This is a genomic window from Thalassoglobus neptunius, assembly GCF_007859735.1.
Classification (GTDB): Bacteria; Planctomycetota; Planctomycetia; order Planctomycetales; family Planctomycetaceae; genus Thalassoglobus; species Thalassoglobus neptunius.
Genome location: NZ_SIHI01000001.1, coordinates 2,053,784 through 2,074,256 on the forward strand (window position 1 = coordinate 2,053,784; position 20,473 = coordinate 2,074,256).

Here is a 20,473-nt window from a genome sequence, read left to right on the forward strand (position 1 = left end):
CTATGGAATTACGACGACAGTCCGTGATACAAAATTCGTCGATCTGTTCCCTTCTGTGCGACGGGTGGGCCCGCTCCTTAATGCTCGGTCGGTTCTTGTTCGCGGGTTTTGCTGAGGGGGGTGCGTTCGGAGACGCTGTAGGTGTCGCGTTCGCGTCCGGTGTTGGCGACGATCAGTTCGGCGAGCATTCCGAGGGAGATTCCCTGGGCTCCGAGGAGCATGGAGGCGACGGAGTAGAGGAGAAGTGGTCGACCGCCGATCGGGGATGGACTGAAGATCGGAATGACGTTCATGAAGACCCACATCAGTCCCAGGTAGGCGAGACCGAGGGTTCCGAGGCCGAAGAAGAAGAGGCCGATTCCTCCGAGCATGTGTTGTGGTCGCTGTCCGAAGCCGGTGAGAAATTTGACCGTTAGCAGGTCGAGGAAGCCTCTCAGGAATCTTCGGATTCCGTACTTGGAGTGCCCGAACTGTCGGGGACGATGGTGAACGGGGACTTCGGCGACCTTGAATCCACGGGCGTGAGCGAGAACCGCGATGAAGCGATGCATTTCTCCGTAGAGTCGGACTTCCTGAGTCACTTCCCGTCGGAACATTTTGATTCCGCAGTTGTGGTCATGCAGGTGGAGCCCGGTCAGTTGGCCGACCATCCAGTTAAAGACTTTGCTTGGATACACCTTGTGCCACGGGTCGAGTCGTCGTTCTTTCCAGCCGTTGACGACATCGTATCCGTTGTCGATCTGCGTGAGGAAGTTCGGAATCTCAGCCGGGTCATCTTGAAGGTCTGCGTCCATCATCATGACGACGTTTCCGCTGACCGCGTTCATTCCGGCGGTGAGAGCGGCGGCTTTTCCGAAGTTTCTGCGGAAGCGAATGCCGAAAACTCGCGGGTCTTCATCTGCCAGCTTGGAGATAATGGACCAGGATTTGTCTGTCGATCCGTCGTCAACGAAAATGATTTCGACATTGATGGCGTTGGATTGGCACGCTTCCAGAATCTGCCGGTGCAATTCGACCAGGCTCTCTTCTTCGTTGAGCACGGGAATGACGATCGACAACATGAGTTTCTCCTGAGTCTCGATGGATAGATGGGTAAGCCTAGACCATTTCACGGAATCCTTCCTAGAGCAAGTTGCTCTTTCCTGTGCACTCGCTTGAACTTTTTCGTCAGATAAAAGGCTGAGTTTGCTCGTGAGAGTGAGTGAGTGAACACCAAATCAGAAAATGTCCTGGACCAGTCTTCGATTGCGAGACGCCCGTTTCCCAGATTGGCTATACTCACCGGTTGTTCTCAGGTCGAATCCGGCTTGGGGGTCGTGGATTGGATGTTTCGGCGAGACTTGATGAGTTGTGGGGGAAGATGATGATCGGGAGGCTATTGGTTGTCGGGCTGCTGTTGATTGTCGCCGGAGCAGGTTCGGCGCGCTCGGACGATCGTTCTCAATTCGTCGATCTGTGGGAAGGAAACGCTCCGGGTGAATCGACACGCTCGTATGGAACACCGCTCCCGCAGCGGCCAGATGAAAATCCCCCAGCGACACGCATCACCGCGATCACAGCTCCACGCATCGAACGATTTGATCCCGATCCGGAAACGAAGAACGGGGCATCGGTCGTGATTCTGCCGGGCGGAGGGTATCGCTATTGTGTGGTCGATAAGGAAGGTTCCGAGATTGCGAAATGGTTCAACAAGCTGGGAGTCACTGCGTTTGTGTTGCGATACCGGACCATTCGCGAGTCAGACAAAGACCGGAAAGAGGCGTGGCGGCGACCGGTTCAGGACACGCAACGTGCGGTCCGATGGGTGCGGTCAAACTCCGAGAAATTCGGTCTCGATCCAAATCGAATCGGTGTGATCGGGTTTTCGGCCGGAGGAAACGCAGCTGCGATCACAGTCGGGAGTCAGGCATCTCATTACCCGGAGAGTGATGAGATTGACCAGGCTTCGTGTGTTCCAGACTTTGCGATGTTGATCTATCCGTGGAATCTTACCCAGAACGAGACTCTCGAGTTGATCCCGGAAATCGAAATCGATTCGCAAACTGCTCCGACGGTTTTGATTCATGCCCATGATGATCATTCAACGTCGCTGGGGAGCATTGCGTTTTATGCCCAATTGAAACGGAATGACGTTCCGGCGGAACTTCACATTTATGAGACAGGTGGGCACGGATACGGTATGCGTCCTGTCGCGGGTTCAGTTGTGGCGACGTGGCCCGATCGCGTGGAGGATTGGCTTCGAAATCGTGGACTGCTCACGCAATCGCCGTAAGATTCGGGCTGCGTTTCCTGCTTCCGAGTGAACTGGTTTCAGGAAACGGGCTGAGTCGGTAAAGTGGATGTCTCAGCATTTCCACAGATCACATCAAATTCTTCTTAATACATAAGCTGTTGTCATATGGTTTCCGAACCGTCACGCCAATACACCGTTCTTGCACGCCGATTTCGTCCGCAATCGTTTGATCAGGTTGTGGGACAGGAGCACGTGGGACAGGCCATTCGCAACGCGATTCGAATGGGACGCGTCGCGCATGCCTATCTCTTTACGGGAGCCCGCGGAGTCGGAAAGACGTCGACAGCGAGAATTTTCGCGAAAGCGTTGAACTGTCCGAACGCTGTCGACGGAGTTCCCTGCAATGACTGCGATGTCTGCAAAAGTATCGGAGAAGGGACGGACGTTGATGTTCTGGAAATCGACGGTGCGTCGAATCGCCGAATCGATGACATTCGCGAGCTTCGTTCCAATGTGAACGTCAAGTCGATGCGGTCAAAGTCGAAGGTTTACATCATCGACGAAGTTCACATGTTGACAAAGGAGGCCTTCAATGCCCTTTTGAAGACGCTGGAGGAACCGCCTCCGAATGTGAAATTCATCTTCTGTACGACCGAACCGAACAAGGTTCCCGACACGATTCTTTCGAGGTGTCAGCGATTCGATTTCGGGACGATTGACGAATCAAGCATCGCGGGACGGCTGCGACAGATTGCGGAGGCGGAGGGAAAGAACGTCGACGATGAAGCGATTGATCTTGTCGCCCGGCGAGCGGCGGGTTCGATGCGGGACAGCCAGTCGTTGTTCGATCAGCTACTCGCTTTCGGCGGAGAAGAAATTACTGCGGAGGACGTCCATCAGTTGATGGGAACGGCTCCCGATCAGCGGCTCGTTGATCTCGTTGACGGGATGATTAACCGCGACACGCAAGGTGTTTTGACGATCGTCGATGATGCACTGCTTCAAGGCGTTCAGATCGGCAGCCTCAGTGATCAACTTCTGGCGTATTTTCGCGATCTTCTCATCACGGTCGCTGGAGCGTCGACTGTTTCGCTGTCGTCCGTCTCTGAGGCGACTCGTCCGGTCCTGGTTGAGCAATCGAAGAAGTGGGGGCTTGAGACGATCACCGCTGCGATGCAGATCATCGCGGAAACGAAGTCAAAAATGCAGCGAGTCAATCACGGGCGAGCACTTCTGGAACTTGCTGTGATTCGAGTTGCGATGCTTGAAGATTTGACCTCCATCGCTGCTCTGGCGAAACAAGTGGCATCGGGAACCGCTGTTTCGGCTCAGCCTTCAGAGCGACGATCTTCTGGACCAGTTTCCCGGGCGATTTCTTCCTCGCAACGCGAGCAGAATTCAAAAAAAAACGGTAGTTCTCCGGAAAAACCGGTAAGTTCCTCGACATCAGGGGAGTCAGACCCAGAACCGAGCACTTCGGACGGGCCTCTGTTGAAGTTGTCTGAGGAAACCTTAGATCAGACGTGGGAAGAGGTTATGGAGAATCTTCCCGAGAGGCTTCGGAATCATCTCAAGAATGCTGTGTCAATAGCAATTTCTGGGCCAAATGTTCTGGAAGTTTTGTTCCCAAACAGCTATCTTTTCAGCAAGAGTTATTGTGAGCGAGCAGAACCGCTGAAGAAGTTAGGCGAAGTCGTTCTGGCTCTCACTGGGGAAAGCGTCACGTTTCAGTTTCAGGTCGACCGTTCAGCAAAGGTTGAACCACCGAAGCCGAAGAAGGTCGCAGCCCCCCACTTTACTGAGCGACGCAATCCTGCCGTGGTCGATGATGATGAATTCGTCCAGGCGGCTGTAAGCATGTTTGGTGGTCAAGTCGTTGAAGTTCGCCCGGTCTTCACCAAGGTCGCGGAGGACTTAACGGAAGGAGAGATGGATGTTTAAAGGTCTTTCGAATCTGGCAAGCCTGATGGCCAATGCCGGACAGCTTCAGGAGCAGGCAGAAGAAATGCAGGCCCGTCTGCGCGAACGTCGCGTGGAGGCAAACGCGGGCGGAGGAATGGTTCGCGTCGAAATGAGTGGCGACCAGAAGGTCACTTCCATTCAGATCGAGCAGACGTTGTTCGATTCCGGCGACAAGGAGATGCTGGAAGATCTCGTTCTTTCAGCTACGAACCAGGCGCTCGACCTCGCCAAGCAGGCAGCTGCTGAAGAGATGTCTGGAATGGCAAGCGGTCTGGGAATTCCCGGGCTTGGCGACGCGTTGGCCAAATTTGGAAATGGCAACACATAAAATGGATTCACAATTCCGACTCAATTCACTAACCGAAGGAACGTTTCAGATGAGTACGAACGTTCTATTCTGTCGGAGAATACAAACACTCGAACTATTTCCCGTGTCGATTCAACCGCTTCAATCATATGCCAGCACGACAAACTGACGCCGCCCAGCATCCATTCGGTGCCGCTGTCGGTCGACTGGTTGAAGAGTTTGGACGACTTCCCGGCATCGGACGGAAGACCGCAGAACGGTTAGCCAATCACATTCTGAGTTGTTCTAAAGCCGATGCTGTCGCACTGGCTGATGCAATCCGTCAAGTGAAGGAATCGATCAGGCGATGCAACGTCTGCTTCAATCTGACGGAGCAGGAGGTCTGTTCCATCTGTCGCGATCCTCGTCGTGACCGTCAGATTGTTTGTGTCGTTGAACAACCCAAGGATGTCAGTGCACTGGAAGCTGCCGCAGCGTTTCAGGGCACGTATCATGTTCTTGGGGGAAGGATTGCCCCGCTGGAAGGAGTGGGACCGGAAGATCTGACAATTGGTCAGTTGGTTCGCCGTGTGAAACAAGACGGAGTCACGGAGTTGATCATGGCAACAAATCCGACGTTGGAAGGTGACGGGACGGCGCTGTTCGTGACCAACCTTCTCGAGGACTTGCCAGTTCAAGTCACAAGGCTTGCCCGTGGAATCGCCACCGGGAGCGTTCTGGAATTTGCCAACAAGGAGATGTTGGCCGATGCGATGCGAGGGAGGCAGCAGTTTTAATTCCCCCTTTTGGTCGATCGAACTCTCAATTTTTGTAGCAGTTGTCATCTTAAATCTGTGATTGATTCTCAACGTCGTAACAAACTGACGTATTAAGTTTGTGATTCAAACTTTCGCTTTCTGAAGATCTGAACATGCACCTGAACGTTTCCCAGCAAATGAAGATGAGCCAGCAGATGAAGCTGGCTCCGCGCATGATTCAGTCGATGGAAATCTTACAGCTTCCATTGGCGGCGCTGCAGGAACGGATCGATCAAGAGTTGTCCGAGAACGTCGTTCTCGAACAGGTCACGAAAAAAGACGAGCAGTCTTCCAATTCGTCGAACGATGAAGCTTCGGTCGATGAAGCTCCTCGTGGAGAAATCGAGAAACAGGAACTCGGCGACGACAACTCGAACAATGCTTCCGATTTCGAGCGGCTTGTTGAAATCTCTCAAGAGTGGCCCGAAGACAATTACACTTCGGGATCGAAACCGTCCAGCAACCGAATGCAGGATGACCTTGATCGTCAGCACGACGTCATGGCCAATGCGGAAAACCGTCCGAAGACCCTGCATGAGCATCTTCTTGAGCAATTTCACTGTGATACTCCGAGTCGTCTTCAGGAATTCGGCGACTACCTGATTCACAATCTGGATGCCAACGGACGCCTTCAGAGTTCGCTGCCTGAACTTGTTCAAGTCTTCGGAGCCCGGATCGATCTGGAAGATGCCGAAGAAACGCTTCGAATTGTTCAGAGTCTCGATCCGCCCGGAGTCGGGGCTCGCGACCTTAAAGAGTGTCTGCTTCTGCAGATGACGCCGACCACTCCGCTTCGCGAGATCATGGTCAATTTGATCACCAACCATCTTGATGACATTTTGCAGAACCGGCTTCCACTCATTGAGCGGAAAACCGGTTATTCGATGGATGCGATCAAGTCGGCAATCGAGCAGATGCGAACGCTCGATCCGTTTCCCGGTCGTGGCTTTGAAAACCCGGAAGTTCAGGCGGTGACGCCGGACCTGCGAGTGGTGAAAGATGACAATGGGAAATACACCATTGAACTGATTGACGAGTACATCCCTGAGCTTCGTATCAATCGTCGATATATCAAGATGCTGGAAGCGAATCCGGATGAAGCGACGAAGGAATTCATCAAGAAGAAAGTGGAGTCGGCCAAGTGGCTGATTGACTCCATCGAACAGCGATACAATACGCTCAGAAAAGTTGCCCAAACGATTGTTGACGAGCAGACGGAGTTTCTCGAACTCGGTCCGGAGCACATCAAGCCACTCAAAATGCAGGATGTCGCCGATGTCGTGGGAGTGCATGTGACGACGGTTTCCCGGGCTGTCGATGACAAATACGTCGCCACTCCGCGTGGGATCTTCCCTCTGAAACGTTTCTTCGGAGGCGGAACGAAGACTGCCGATGGCGAAGACGTTGCTTGGGAAAATATCCGGTTGAAACTCAAAGAGATTGTGGACGGCGAAGACAAGTCGAGCCCTCTCAGCGACGATGCGCTCGTTGCCGAACTTGCGAAGCATGGGTACCAACTTGCTCGACGGACGGTGACGAAATATCGTCAGGCGATGAATATTCCATCATCGCGTCAACGTCGCGAGTACTGATTGAGCTTCGCTGCAGCAACTCGAGAAACAGCTCTTTAGACGCTCTCAAGAATTTGGCAGAGATAATCCTGTTGCCGCTGAGAGACGGGAATCGCTTGGTCTTCTTGTGGAAGTGCAGGGATCAGGCGTTGAACGATGGCGTTCGCGAGCTCATCAACTCCGTCTCCGTTCTGTGCGGAGATCGAAAGTCCGCTCTGGATATCTTTAGAACTGGGAAGTAAATCGGTCTTGTTCCACACGACAAGTGGCTCGGATTGATGTGAGATCAGAGACTCGTCCGCTTTGGTCATTCCGGATGTGGCATCCATGACGATGATTGCGAGATCAGCTTGCTCGATGACTTTCTGAGCCTTCTCAACTCCGAGTGCTTCGAGTTCGTCCGATGTTTCCCGGAGGCCAGCGGTGTCCGCAAATTCGATCGGCCATCCCTCCAAAGCTGTTGAAGCAGTGACGACATCACGAGTGGTCCCGGGCTGATCGAAAACGACGGATCGACCATAACCGACGAGCGCGTTCATGAGAGTCGACTTCCCAACGTTCGGATGACCACAAAGCACAACTTTCCAGGGTTGAGTCAGGTGGAGACCAAAGTTGGACCATTGCAGTATTGATTGAACGGTTTGCTTGAGTTCGTTCGCTGAGAGCTGTTCGAGTTGTTGTATCGCGGCAGGGAAAGAGAGTCGTTGGCGAAGCAGCCAGTGCGCTGTTCGACGTGTTGTTGCGAGCTGTAGAAGCTGATCGATTTCCTCTTCGAACGATCGTTCACTCGGCGGGGGAACGACATGTTCCTTGATACCGGATTGAACCAGTTGCTCGGCGATTCGGTGGACGGCGATATGTCCTCCGTGGCAGTGAATCTCCGCGGTCGATGCAGATGTTCGAACGATGACAAGGTCTTCTTCGTCCCAGGTGCCGTATGCAATTCTATCGACCGGCTGATCCTGGACGGTCTTGCGATTCGCAGCGACAAAGAAGCGGTTGAGGACGTCCAGATCGCCAGTGACCTGGAGCGACGCGACAGCTCCTCGGCCCTCGGGGGTCAGAATTTGAAACGTTGATTCTTCACGCATACTACGGAGTGGATTCACTGGACTCGTCATGACTTGGTGAAAGCTGCGAAGCTGATATTACGATCCCGATCAACGAAAGGTCCGGATGGCAGATGGCTTCAGGAAAGTAGGGTTCGAGGATCGGAAGTGCTCCTCCGGTGAGGAAGAGTTGCGGTTCACCGGTCAGTTCGGATTGAACTCGACTCACGACTTCGCGAATGGCTCCCAGGTGTCCCCAGAAAAGTCCGCTCGACATCGCGTCTTCGGTATTTCGTCCAATTGCAGTGGGTGTTTTCTTCAAGAACTGTCGAGCATCGACGAGTGGAAGTGTCGTCGTGAGTTCATGGAGTGCTTTCACTCCCATGAGAATCCCGGGCAGAATCGCTCCCCCGAGGAATGTTCCATCTTCGCTCACAGCATCGACCGTCGCAGCTGTTCCCGAATCGATGATGATCTTTGAAGTGGGACGTTCTTGAAAGAGGCGAGCTGCCACAGCATTGAACAATCGGTCTGCCCCAACTTTTTCGGGAGCGTCGACGTTCACCTCAATCGGGATCTGTGACTTGCTCGTCAGCAGGCGAGGACGGGGCGCGTCTTGCGGCCATTGCTTCTCAAGCTGTTCGATCATTTTCCGGTTGGATCCGGTCAACGCAATGACCGAAAGATCTGGAGAGGCGAACCATTCTGCAAGGTCTGACCAGGGGATTGCTTTGGTATTGAAAATCGAAAGTGTCATCAGGCATTCGGGCAATTGGTCGTTCCCTTGAAGCTGAAACATTCCGATCTTGGTCCGCGTGTGACCGACGTCAAACACGATGAGTGTTTGCGACATTATTCTTCCTCGCTGTTGCCGTGATTGGTCATTAATTGCAGCAACTCTGGAAGAACGCATTCGGCGTGGTCGCGAATCCACAAGCCTCTTCCTCCACATTCCGGGTCGATGTAGACCACTTCGGCTCCACTTTCTCGAGCAATTGAAATCAAATCGCTTGCGGGCCTGACGGTCTGTGATGTCCCCACGGCAATGAATAAGTCGCACGATTCGGTCGATTCGATCGCGAGGCTCCAGTCGGGTTCGCGAAGTTGATCTCCAAAGAGGACGACGTTGGGATGGGTGACTCCCTCGCTGGAGACTTCAAAGATTGGCTTCAATGCCCGCATGACGGAGGGGAAGCTCCAGAGTTGCTTCTGGCTTTGACGCAAACCGTCGACCACCTCCGCGACTTCGCTGCGCGTGACGTGACGAATGACTTCTCCACTCGGGGTTTGAACGATTTCGAAGAGAGTTCCGTGCAGCTCATAGACATCAATGGCGCTGGCGTCCTGCTGGAGTCCATCGATGTTTTGAGTGATGACTGTCATCTTCGCGATGGACTGCAATTCCGTGATCGCTAGATGGGCCGGGTTGGGCTGTGCGGTTGCGATTGGCTCGAGGACGGAGATGAGAAACTCCGCGAACCTCGCTGGTTGCAGTGTGGCTGTTCGAAGCAGACCAGCCCAGTTGGCAAAATCCTCAGGGGGAAATCGCGCCCAGAGCCCGTCCATGTCTCTGAACGTTGAGATGCCGCTGGCGGTCCCGACTCCGGCGCCTGTGAAGATCACACCTCTTTTAGATCTCGAAACGAGGTCTGCGAGTTGACGTAGAGGTTCAGGAGAGGAGACAGAGAGCGTCATGAAGGGAATCTGTTTTCGATCTGCTGGCGATAGTAAGGATGATTCGGACCGAACGCTTCCATCTCAAACGGATTGTCATAATAGGGGTGCTTCCCTTTGCACCACATCATCAAAGAATAATACGCGTACATCGGAAGGAACATGGGGCCCCATCGCTCGTATTGACGAATGTGAATGTGCTCATGCTCTCTGCAGAAATCGAGTGATGCTTCTGACCGTCCCCAAATGACATGTCCAAGTGTCATCGCTGCGGCGGAGACCGGGGTCCGTTCGAGGATCCATGTGATCAGCCCGCCATAACATTCGATGGCGCCGCTTCGAAATCTTGCTCGCGTCCCGAAAGGGACCCCCGCCAGTGCCACAATCGATGCAACGAGCGTGGTGGGAGACGCCCAAATAATCCGGAGGAGGACGATTGTGACTCGAATCATCTCTGGTCGCATCTTTCGCGAGTCTCGTATAGACTCTGGTTTCGATCGTTCCGGTCCTGATCGCCGTGGAAAATCGCATGTGGAAGCCAGATCCTGCCCCTGAATTCAGGGAACGATGACAGGAATGCTTCTTCCTGAGACATGCACGAACCGGAACTGCCTTATTATTGCTGAATGTTGACTTGTGGTGAATGGAGAACTTCGGAATGGATCGTCAAGCTCCCGAATATATTGAATTGGTGGCGCAACTGAGAGAGCTGGCCACACTTCGTTCCTGTGGGGCAGTTCTCGGCTGGGATGAGCAAACAAACCTTCCGCCGAACGGAGCCGAACACCGTGCGAACCAACTCTCTTTGCTGGCGGGTTTGTCACACGACCGGGCGACCGATCCAAAGCTGGGAGAGTTGATTGAGAAACTCTCCGAACAAGTCGGCGAGGGGAATGAAGATAGCGTCGAAGCTGCCAATGTCCGTGATGCGAAACGAGCGTATTCCCGATCGGTCAAGCTTCCCAGAAATCTGGTGAAAGAGCTCTCGCGAACCGCCACATTGTCGCAACAGGCATGGGTGGAGGCACGAGCCAAAAAAGACTTCGCAGCCTTTCAACCGTGGCTGGAGAAAGTTGTTCAACTCAAACGCGAAGAAGCCGACGCACTTGGAAGTCCAACCGGCGTCAAGTACGACGCTCTGATTGAAGATTATGAACCGGGGGCGACTGCTGCCCAGATTCAGGAAGTCTTTGCACCACTTCGAGAAGAACTCGTCAAGCTGGTCGCTGGGATTCAAGCGTCTGACAGGAAACCCGATGTCGGCATTCTCGAGCGTTCCTATCCGATTGCGGATCAGGAAACTTTCGGTCGTTCTGCAGCGACTGCGATCGGTTTCGATTTTACGTCCGGACGACTCGACATCGCCGCGCATCCGTTTTGTTCAGGGATCGGTCCCGGCGACTGTCGGTTGACGACGCGCTATGATGAACATCATTTTCCCGGTGCGTTTTTCGGGACTCTGCATGAGGCTGGGCACGGGATCTACGAACAGGGACTGAATGCCGAACAGTTTGGTCTCGCTTGCGGTGAAGCATGTTCTCTTGGAATTCATGAGTCGCAGTCGCGAATGTGGGAGAATCTGGTCGGTCGAAGTCGCGCATTTTGGGATCACTTTTATCCCGAGGCTCAGAGAACATTTCCGGATGCGATCGGAGATTTGCACATCGATGACTTTTGCGCCGCCGTCAACAATGTCGAGCCAAGTTGGATTCGCGTCGAAGCGGATGAGGTGACGTACAACCTGCACATCATGCTTCGATTCGAACTTGAACAGGCACTGCTCAGTGGTGACCTGGATGTTGCGGATGTTCCAACCGCGTGGAATGAAACGTTCCACGAGTTCTTCGGGATGACACCGACCGATGATTCACTCGGATGCATGCAGGATGTGCATTGGAGCGCCGGATTGATTGGATATTTCCCAACGTACGCTCTCGGAAATATGTATGCCGCGCAGTTCTTTGACGCCGCGCAGCAGGAACTCGGAAACCTTTCGGAGATGTTCGCACGCGGCGAGTTTGCCCCGTTGAAGAACTGGTTGAACGAAAAGATTCACTCGCAGGGACGCCGGTACGATGCACCAAAACTTGTCCAAAAAGTCACCGGGGAATCACTCTCGGCAGCGCCGTTGCTGAATCATCTCAATACAAAGTTCGGGATGCTGTACGGTTTGTGATCAAGAGAACACGTCTGATGATCTCGGCGTGCGAGAATGTCAGTTTGCTGGAAGGTCAGGTCGATGAAATCTCACTGATCGTTCTGGACTTACTTTGAAATCGCCTTCTTGAGGTACTTCTCTTGCGATTTCGGAATGCGATCGTAGCGAAGTTCTCCTCCGATGAGTCGCATCAAAGGGCGAGGTTTTCCCGGAGGAATTGCGAAGAGATAGTCATTGGCGGGCTTTTCGAACTCAGGGAATTCTTGCTCGACAGCTTCGAACTTGGCGAGTAGATCCTTCACGATCTGCGGATGTTTGGCTGCGACGTTGATTTGTTCTCCCGGATCTCTTGAAAGGTCGAAGAGCATCATCTCAGTCGGCGCATCGCCTGTCGTTAAGCCGGGGTGTTCTGTTGGTCGGGCTTGTTCAAACGGAGCAAGAAGGATCACCCCGTCCGGACCTCGCGGGTCGATATACTCTTCGAGTTCTTTCTCACTGAGGTTGTGAAAACGTAACGGACCCGGATTCCGAACGTGAAGCTTCCAGTCACCCGATCGGATCGTGGCAAGTCTTTGTCCCTGCATTCCGTAGATTGCATCATGAGGACTCGGAGCGTCCGAATCTTGCAGCATGGGCAGAATGTTGCGCCCGTCGATTGTGCGGTCGGCGGGAACTTCCGCACCAGTGAGAGCAGCGATGGTCGGGAGGAGATCAATCGTCCCGGCGATTGAAGAGTTTCGCACCTGACCCGGAATTACTCCCGGCATGCGTGCGATGAAAGGAACTTTCAATCCTCCCTCCCAAGTCTTTCCTTTCATTCCCCGAAGTCCTCCGGTACATCCTCCGTACCATGGACCATTGTCGGACGTGAAGATGACGAGAGTCCGTTCATCGAGAGAAAGCTTCTTCAGCGTGTCGAGAAGTCTTCCAACGTCGGAATCGAGTTCGGCGATCACGTCTCCATACAGGTCGTTCGGTGTTTCTGGAGTGTAATAATCGTCTGAGACCGCCAATGGTTTATGCGGCATGGCATGTGGAAGATAAAGAAAGAACGGTTCCTCCTGGTGCTGCGTGATGAAGTTGATGGCACGATCGGTGTATCGCTGAGTGAGAGTCGCCTGCACGACGGGGTACTCAACAACTTCTTCCTGTTCCACTAACTGGACCGGGAACATGTCGTTTGAATAAAGGATGCCATAGTACTCATCGAAGCCTTGAGTTCTGGGAAGCCATTCTTCCTGATGACCAAGATGCCACTTGCCATAACAGGCTGTCGCGTACCCTTTCGCTTGAAGCATTTCCGCGATCGTCACTTCCGATTGAGGCAGCCCGAAGTTGTTCAGTCCTGCATCAGGAGCCGGATTGTTGACCACGGTATGTCGGAACGGATACCGCCCGGTGAGAATCGTTGCTCGTGATGGAGCACAGTATGGAGTCGGGACGTAGAAGTTCGTCAGCATCGCCCCTTCGCGTGCCATCTGATCCAGGTGGGGAGTTGCAAACGGACACTGCTCTGCAAAGCAGTTCACATCTCCGTATCCTAAGTCGTCAGCAAAAATCAGGATGACGTTCGGAGAGCTTTCCGCGAGACAGATCGTCGGCAGAGAAAGAGTCAGAATCAGCAACTGAAGAGTGAGCGACTTCACCATGCTTCCTTTCGATGTGATCCGAGGATCAGAGAGTGAGATAGTTTTCGGACGCCCGTCGATCCAATGACTGTTTGGTCATAAGCTGAATTGTGCTGACCCCGCCTGAGACCGAAGACTTCGTTGAAGTGTGTCGCTGTGGCGGAGAGATTGTCAAACGTGGACACTCCCTGCGTTAAACGACTTCATCGACAAAGTCGTAATTGGATTTGGCACGCGATCAGTGTTCGAGATTGACTCCGCCCATTTCGGAACTTAGGCTTTAACTACTGCAGGGAGTTCAACCTCCCGCTTTCCTACCTCAAGTGTCGGTCGCGAAGCCCTCCTGCGATTGACCCCAGAAATGGCTCGAGCGATGTCCCACCTTTCGCATCGATGCGTCAGCAGTTTCAGCAAGACCTTGCTGCTTGTGTTCGGAGTTTGTCTGTCTGCCAATTTACTGACAGCAAACGCGACCGAACCCGCTCCGGACCCGCTTCCTCTTCATGTGCTGATTGACTCATCCGTTGAATCTGTATCGGGAGCACAGGTCGCCCCTCCAGTTGATGATGCAACGTTTGTTCGACGCGTCCACCTCGACCTCATCGGGCGCATCCCCACAGTCGACGAAACTCGCGATTTTCTGGCCGATTCCAATCCAGACAAACGGGATCGGCTCGTCAACGATCTGGTCAACCGAACCGAATTCGTCAAGAACCTGGCTGCGCGACTCGACATCATGTTGATGGAACGACGCGGAGGGAAACACGTTTCGACTCTGGATTTTCGCGCTTACCTCGAGCAGTCGATCAGTGCTGGAAAGTCGTATCGCGAGATCGTTTCCGAAGTTCTCGGTGCTGATGGAACGGATGAAAAAGTCCGTCCCGCGTCAGCGTTCTTTCTGGAACGAGATGTCGATCCGACACTCCTCACCCGTGAAATCGGGAGAGTCTTCTTCGGCGTTGATTTGCAATGCGCGCAATGCCACGACCATCCGAACATTGATGACTACTATCAGGAGGACTATTACGGTCTTCAGGCATTTGTGATCAGGGCGAAACTGTTTCAGCCCGACAAGAAGAAACCGGCGTTGATCGCGGAAAGTGCTGAGGGCGAAGCGTCATTCCGCTCGGTGTTTACGGATCGGCAAGGCAACAGCGGACCGCGACTTCTCAACTCCGAAGAACTCGGAGAAGTCATTTTAAAACCGGGTGAAAACTATCAAATTGAACCAGCGAAGAATGTTCGTCCAGTTCCGGTCCAAAGTCGTATCGAGCTTCTTTCCGAACTCGTTTCGACACGCTCAATGCCAATGTTTGATCGCAACATTGCGAACCGACTTTGGAAGGAAATGTTCGGCATCGGACTCGTCGAGCCGGTGGACTTGCACCATTCTGGAAATCCTCCTACCAACCCGGAACTTCTCGAACTGCTGGCTGAACAATTTGCCGCAATGGACCATGATATTGGTTCGTTCATTCGAGAAATTGCGCTCAGTCAGACCTATCAGCGATCGCATTCTGTCGGCCTTCCGGGGGAGTCCGTCGATACGCTCAAGGATCAGATCTCTGAATTGGAATCAACAGCCAAACAAGAGAAGAAACGCTCCTACGAGGTCGATAAGGAAGTCGATCAGAAGTTGGAAGACGTCGACGTTGCAGATGAAGCTGCACGACCTCTTCGCAAGAACGTCGCAGATGCCAAGTCCGCGGTGGCCACTGCGAGATCAAAGTTTCTGGAAGCCGAAACCAAGCTAAAACAGCAGCAGGTCCTTTTTGAGAAGACGACAGCCGAGGTCAAAGCACTTCGCGAAGCATTGGAAAAGGCCCAGCAAGCGAGTGAACTTCTCAAAGAAAACTCCGCGATCACTGATGCGACAGCAACATTCGCAACAACACTGACTCAGACCGAAGAAAAAATTCCCGCTATTGAAGGTGCCGTGCAGACAGCGCAGTCGGAACTAACACAGACGAAAGAGAATCTCGAAACCGCCCGTTCCAAAGCTGATGAGGCCATCGCCGCACTCACTCCTGCAGAGGAAAAAATACGAACGCATCGGGCTGAGGCAGTCCGCTTAAGGCAACTCGCGTCCGATCATCGCCAACGTTCGGAACTTGCCCGTCAGCAAATTGATTGGCTCGAACAGGCCATTCAAGTTCGTTCGGCATACGAAAGTCTCGCTTCGACTAACAGTCGCATCAAGGAAATTGAAGCACAGCTTGCGCAAACGCAAAGCGAACTCGACGCGAAGTCGAAAGAATCCGAGTCAACGCAGAAGCAACTCATTGCACTCGCCAGTCGCAAGGAACAACTCAACGAAGAATGCGTATTGCTGCGGGAGAAACTCGTTGAGGCTCAAAGAGTCGAGCAACAAGTGAGTGAATCACTGGCTCAAGTCGGACTGGCGGCGCAGTTCGACAGTCTGTCTTCCGATCTTGATTCTGCACGATTGACGCTCAACGAATCTCAATCGTTGCTTCAGCGATCTAACGAAAGTCTTGCTAAGAAACTTAAGATTCTGGAGCAGGCGGAACGACAGGCGGTGCACAGCGAGGAAGACTGCAGGAAAACACTCAACAGTTTAGATTCTCAAATCGACGAGATGAAGAACTCGATCACAAGCCTTCAGGCGGACCTTGAGTTGCAACGTCAAAAAGTGAGTGAGCAAACTGAAGAGCTTGCCCGTTCCAAACAGACATGGAGTGCCGTTGCGGGAAAACAACTTCTCGCTGTGCGGACCACTCCCCTGTCTGCCGAACAACTCGCCTGGAGCTTCTTGACTGCGACAGGCCATCGATTTCGGCAATCGGCCATTGAAGCCGCTCGCATCGATGAAGAACTTCGTAAAGCGAAGGAAGCAAAGTCGAAAGCCGGTGACGAAAAATCTGGAGACTCAGAAGAAGGAATGAAAGAAGTCCAGATCGATCCTCAGGTACGTCAAAAGAAAATCGAACAGGCGACTCAAGCGGCACTCACGAAAGATGTTGCCACAATCGCAAAATTCTTTGCCTCTGAGGCGGGCCAGTCTCAATACGATTTCTTCGCAACTCCCGATCAAGCTCTGTTCTTGTCGAACGGGAACGAATTGCGGCACTGGTTGACTCCCGGAAATGGAAACCTCACCGATCGGTTGAACCGTTCGAAGACTTCAGAGGAAATCGCGACCGAGCTTTATCTTTCCGTCTTCTGTCGTCCTCCGACCTCAGAGGAACAGCAAGCGGTGGTGGAATACATTCAAGACCGTGCTGAAGATCGTCCGTCTGCGGTTCAGGAACTTGCCTGGGCGTTTTTGACATCAGCCGAGTTCCGTTTTCGTTATTAGGTACCAGGTGGGAGGTCGTTCGCGATGGCGCCAGCGAACGAAGCCAAATCCTGAAAGTGAACCAGTCGATGCAGATCGACGTTGAACTTGCCGTGATGGTCACAACTTGATTGATCGTAATGACGTGGTTCGGCCAAGAGTGAGAGAGAAGGAAACGTTCTAATGAAGTGTCGATACTTCTGTGACAGCGAAGCACATTCACTTGGTCGCCGCAGTTTCATGCAGGCTTTTGGGGCAGGACTGGCAGTCGGCGGATGGGGACTTGCGTCTCAGGCACAAGCTCTGGCTCAGCTCAAGAGTGACCAGAAGCGAATGCTCGTTGTGTTTCTTGCCGGGGGCGTGAGCCAGCTGGAAACCTGGGATCCCAAACCGAAGACAGATACCGGGGGCCCCTTTCGAGCGATTCCGACATCCGTTCCCGGAATTCACATCTCTGAGCTTCTTCCTGAGACGGCGAAAGTTTTCAACAGGTTGTCACTGATCCGAAGCATCAACTCACACAATGACGATCATGGAAAGGGAAGCTATCAAATGGGCTACGGTCGGAACCGGATGCCCGGAGTCGCATATCCTCATCTCGGATCGGTCTGTGCCAAAGCATTGGAGCGTCCCAATTCACCGCTGCCGGGATTTCTGAAGATCCCTGGCGGGGGACGCGGTCGCGATGCTGCGTATCTTGGCCCTGCGTATAACAGCGTGGGAGTGAACGGCAATCCACTGGCGAATTCGGCCCGGCATGGTTCTCTTTCCGATGAGATCGATCAGAAGCGTCACGACTTTCGGCGCCAGTTAAACGATCGCTTTCTTCTCTCGCGTCGGTCGGCAGAGACTGAAGTCTATACGGAAAGTTTCGAACAGGCACTCGGACTGATGGAGAGGCGGGACGTCTTTGATGTCTCGAAAGAATCGGACGTCGATCAGGAACGTTATGGCAAACACGACTTCGGAAGACATTGTCTCATGGCTCGTCGTCTTCTGGAGCAGGATGTTTCGTTCGTTCAGGTTTCCCATTCCAATTACGATACTCACAACGAAAACTTCAATTTTCATCTCGAGCAAATGGCCGAGTTTGACACTCCGTTTTCGAACCTCATTCGTGACCTGGAAGATCGCGGGATGATGGAGTCCACACTCGTTGTCGTGATGTCAGAGTTCGGACGAACGCCACGAATTAACGCCCGCTATGGACGAGACCACTGGGGGAAAGCGTGGTCGATCTGTCTCGGTGGAGCAGACATTCAACCGGGAGCAGTCATCGGCAAGACGAACGACAACGGGACAGAAGTCATCGACAGAGAAGTCGCTCCGGGAGATCTTTTCCACACGTATCTCTCCGCTGTTGGAATCGATTCCTCAGGGACATTCGACATTGATGGCCGCGAACTTCCCGTGGCAGATCCCGCTCATGGCCCGATTAGCGAATTGATTTCTTAAGGGTTAATTCGAAGCTTTTAAGAAACCTGCCTCGGTAAATCGCTGACTACATCGCAGATGGAAACCAACTTCACCATGCTCCGAATTTCAAAATGCTTCTTATCGTTGTCGCCAACGATGCTGTGCGGTTTGCTCACGATGTTGACCTTGAGTCTATTCGCACAGGCGGCGAATGCAGCATTAAGAGTCGGCGCCGTTGCGACGGAGATCACGCCTGTTGAGCTTCCTGTTCTCGTCAATGGAAGCATGGTGTCACGAACCGTTAGCGAGGTCACTTCGAAACTTCATGCACGGACAGTCGTAGTTGATGACGGAGAAGAACGTCTGGCCATTTGCGTGGTCGATAGTTGTATGCTTCCGAAATCACTCATCGATGATGTCAAAGCACTCGCTGCGACGAAAACGAAATTGAAGCCGGATCATATTCTCATTTCGGCGACTCACACACACTCAGCTCCATCGTCAATGGGAGCTCTCGGGACGAGCCCGGATGAACAGTATGTCGCTTACCTTCGCGACCGGCTGGTGAATAGTCTGGTGAATGCCGAGAAGCAACTCGAACCTGCCGTGGTCGGCTGGGGGCAGGAATACGCAGAAGAATACACCGCACTGCGACGCTGGATTTATCGAACGGACAAGCCTCAACTCGATCCTTTCGGAAATCCGACCGTCAAAGCCAACATGCACGCTGCTCGTAGTCCCGACGATGTCACCGGAGAATCCGGCCCGGAAGATCCGGTGCTTTCACTGTTGTCGTTTCAATCTCCTGACGGACGTCCGATTGCGTTGATTGCCAACTTTTCCATGCACTACTTCGGAGACAAAGGGCTCAGCTCCGATTACTTCGGATTGTTTTCGAATGGCCTTCAGGAACAACTCTCTCAACAGGGAGAGGACTCGCCACCGTTCGTCGCGATGATGTCTCACGGTTGCAGTGGAGATATCTGGAGACGCGACTATCGACAAATCATCGAAACCGGCGAATCGTCTGAGCATCAGTCGATTTCGGAATTCGCCGATGGCCTCATCGCTGTGGCAAAGACTGCGTACGATGAAATCGAGTATCAGCCTGCAGCGACGATTGATATGGCGGAGGCTCGGTTTACTCTCGACTATCGAACTCCCGATCAGCAGAGGCTGAAATGGGCGGAAAAGATTGTTCAGGAAATGGATGGTCGATTGCCTAAAACGAGACCGGAAATCTATGCGAGAGAACAGGTCCTTCTCGACGAAATGCAATCGACTGAGGTGGTCGTTCAAGCTCTTCGAATCGGTGACTTCGCAATCGCCACGACACCGAATGAAACGTATGCGTTGTCCGGGCTTAAAATTAAGCGAAGCAGCCCTTTCGAGAAGACGATGGTCATTGAACTGGCCAATGGAGGAGACGGTTATATTCCTCCCCCGGAACAACATTACTTAGGGGGATATAACACGTGGGCTGCCCGATCTGCCGGATTGGAAGTTCAGGCAGAACCGAAGATCGTTGCCGCTGCGAAGTCATTATTAGAAACAGTGGCTGGCCGCCCGGGAAGAAGTCCCGAGTTGGCGGTGACGGATTCAGCGCAAAGCATGCTTGAGCGACAACCTGCCGCCTATTATCGATTGAGTGAGATGAGCGGGCCAATTGCGATGGATGCGACAAGCCACGGGCACCACGGTTTCTATGAACCGGGGATTGCTTACTTTCTTGAAGGTCCGACGATCGACGAAACGACCTGGGAAGAAACCAACCGCTGTTCACACTTCGCCGGAGGCAGACTCGCCACCGTCTTGAAAGATATCGGCGATGAATACACGATTTCGCTTTGGGTTTGGAATGGGCTTCCGGATCAAGCTCGCGATCCAGCTCCCTGTTTTTTCTCACGAGCAGAGAACGATACGCCACCGGATCGTGGAACGCATCTCGGATTGAAAGGCAATGGGGTTCTGTGTGTCAGTGCCGAAGGGAACACAGCCGAAGGCGTCAACGCTGTTTCGCGTTGGAAATGGGCACACGTCGTATTCGTCGTGAAAGACAAGACGCTGACAGCGTATCTCGATCAGAAGACAGAGCCGGAGTTTCAGCTCAAACTCGAAAGTGCCCCGCGGGCGAGTGCGAGCTTGTTTTTCGGAGGGAGAGCGGACGGAGAGTTTCCGTGGCAAGGGCGACTCGACGAAATTGTCGTCTTTGATCGCGCGCTTTCACGTCAGGAAATTCGATCCATTCAGGAAGAGAACTCCTTTTTCGATTCCAGTCGATCGGTCAGTCTTCGGAAGGAAGCAGACTGATGACGAAATCGCTGCTCGTCCGCTTTGTATTGTCGGATGATTGTTGTCGTGCACTGTCGGTTGTCACTGA

Annotated in this window: 15 protein-coding genes; 9 read left to right on the forward strand and 6 right to left on the reverse strand. The window is 53.1% G+C overall.

Features of this window, described 5'->3' with window-relative positions:
• Positions 1-77 precede the first annotated feature (77 nt).
• Positions 78-1,061 (reverse strand): glycosyltransferase family 2 protein, encoded by a 984-nt coding sequence (locus KOR42_RS08085; RefSeq protein ID WP_146508647.1) that lies wholly within the window; start codon positions 1,059-1,061, stop codon positions 78-80.
• 299 nt (positions 1,062-1,360) lie between these two features.
• Here KOR42_RS08085 and KOR42_RS08090 point away from each other — a divergent pair, with 299 nt between their 5' ends.
• The 5 genes from KOR42_RS08090 to rpoN all read left to right on the forward strand — a co-directional run bounded on the left by KOR42_RS08090 (position 1,361) and on the right by rpoN (position 6,891).
• Positions 1,361-2,272, forward strand: coding sequence for an alpha/beta hydrolase (locus tag KOR42_RS08090; protein WP_146508649.1), 912 nt, complete (start codon positions 1,361-1,363; stop codon positions 2,270-2,272).
• A gap of 126 nt (positions 2,273-2,398) precedes the next feature.
• On the forward strand, positions 2,399-4,174 hold the full coding sequence (gene dnaX / locus KOR42_RS08095) for a DNA polymerase III subunit gamma/tau (RefSeq protein WP_146508651.1): 1,776 nt from the start codon (positions 2,399-2,401) through the stop codon (positions 4,172-4,174).
• Positions 4,167-4,523, forward strand: coding sequence for a YbaB/EbfC family nucleoid-associated protein (locus tag KOR42_RS08100; RefSeq protein ID WP_146508653.1), 357 nt, complete (start codon positions 4,167-4,169; stop codon positions 4,521-4,523). The genes dnaX and KOR42_RS08100 overlap by 8 nt, the downstream gene beginning before the upstream one ends.
• 128 nt (positions 4,524-4,651) lie before the next feature.
• On the forward strand, positions 4,652-5,278 hold the full coding sequence (gene recR / locus KOR42_RS08105) for a recombination mediator RecR (RefSeq protein ID WP_146508655.1): 627 nt from the start codon (positions 4,652-4,654) through the stop codon (positions 5,276-5,278).
• A 134-nt stretch (positions 5,279-5,412) separates the two neighbouring features.
• Positions 5,413-6,891 carry an RNA polymerase factor sigma-54 gene (gene rpoN / locus KOR42_RS08110; RefSeq protein ID WP_146508657.1) on the forward strand — a complete coding sequence of 493 codons (1,479 nt, stop codon included), beginning with the start codon at positions 5,413-5,415 and terminating at the stop codon, positions 6,889-6,891.
• A gap of 35 nt (positions 6,892-6,926) precedes the next feature.
• Here rpoN and KOR42_RS08115 read toward each other — a convergent pair whose 3' ends face one another.
• From KOR42_RS08115 to KOR42_RS08130, 4 genes are read right to left on the reverse strand one after another with little or no spacing between them, the layout of a single operon-like run.
• Positions 6,927-7,979, reverse strand: coding sequence for a GTP-binding protein (locus KOR42_RS08115; RefSeq protein ID WP_231740780.1), 1,053 nt, complete (start codon positions 7,977-7,979; stop codon positions 6,927-6,929).
• Positions 7,963-8,772 carry a type III pantothenate kinase gene (locus KOR42_RS08120; protein WP_197440975.1) on the reverse strand — a complete coding sequence of 270 codons (810 nt, stop codon included), beginning with the start codon at positions 8,770-8,772 and terminating at the stop codon, positions 7,963-7,965. Before KOR42_RS08120 ends, KOR42_RS08115 begins: the two co-directional genes overlap by 17 nt.
• Positions 8,772-9,614, reverse strand: coding sequence for an SIR2 family NAD-dependent protein deacylase (locus KOR42_RS08125; protein ID WP_146508662.1), 843 nt, complete (start codon positions 9,612-9,614; stop codon positions 8,772-8,774). The genes KOR42_RS08120 and KOR42_RS08125 overlap by 1 nt, the downstream gene beginning before the upstream one ends.
• Complete coding sequence (locus KOR42_RS08130; protein WP_231740781.1) at positions 9,611-10,045, reverse strand: hypothetical protein; 435 nt, start codon at positions 10,043-10,045, stop codon at positions 9,611-9,613. Before KOR42_RS08130 ends, KOR42_RS08125 begins: the two co-directional genes overlap by 4 nt.
• A gap of 206 nt (positions 10,046-10,251) precedes the next feature.
• Between KOR42_RS08130 and KOR42_RS08135 the strand changes: the two genes are divergently transcribed.
• Positions 10,252-11,769 carry a carboxypeptidase M32 gene (locus KOR42_RS08135; RefSeq protein WP_146508664.1) on the forward strand — a complete coding sequence of 506 codons (1,518 nt, stop codon included), beginning with the start codon at positions 10,252-10,254 and terminating at the stop codon, positions 11,767-11,769.
• A gap of 89 nt (positions 11,770-11,858) precedes the next feature.
• Here KOR42_RS08135 and KOR42_RS08140 read toward each other — a convergent pair whose 3' ends face one another.
• The gene (locus KOR42_RS08140; RefSeq protein WP_146508666.1) at positions 11,859-13,400 is read right to left on the reverse strand and encodes a sulfatase family protein; all 1,542 of its coding nucleotides are present in this window, start codon (positions 13,398-13,400) and stop codon (positions 11,859-11,861) included.
• Positions 13,401-13,752: 352 nt separating this feature from the next.
• On the opposite strand from KOR42_RS08140, the gene KOR42_RS08145 reads away from it, so the two are divergent.
• The 3 genes from KOR42_RS08145 (at position 13,753) to KOR42_RS08155 (ending at position 20,403) form a co-directional block, all read left to right on the forward strand.
• Positions 13,753-16,698 (forward strand): DUF1549 domain-containing protein, encoded by a 2,946-nt coding sequence (locus KOR42_RS08145; RefSeq protein WP_197440977.1) that lies wholly within the window; start codon positions 13,753-13,755, stop codon positions 16,696-16,698.
• Between the two features lie 162 nt (positions 16,699-16,860).
• The gene (locus KOR42_RS08150) at positions 16,861-18,132 is read left to right on the forward strand and encodes a DUF1501 domain-containing protein (protein ID WP_146508669.1); all 1,272 of its coding nucleotides are present in this window, start codon (positions 16,861-16,863) and stop codon (positions 18,130-18,132) included.
• A gap of 75 nt (positions 18,133-18,207) precedes the next feature.
• Positions 18,208-20,403, forward strand: a complete 2,196-nt coding sequence (locus KOR42_RS08155; RefSeq protein WP_197440978.1) for a LamG-like jellyroll fold domain-containing protein — start codon at positions 18,208-18,210, stop codon at positions 20,401-20,403.
• Positions 20,404-20,473: the final 70 nt, after the last annotated feature.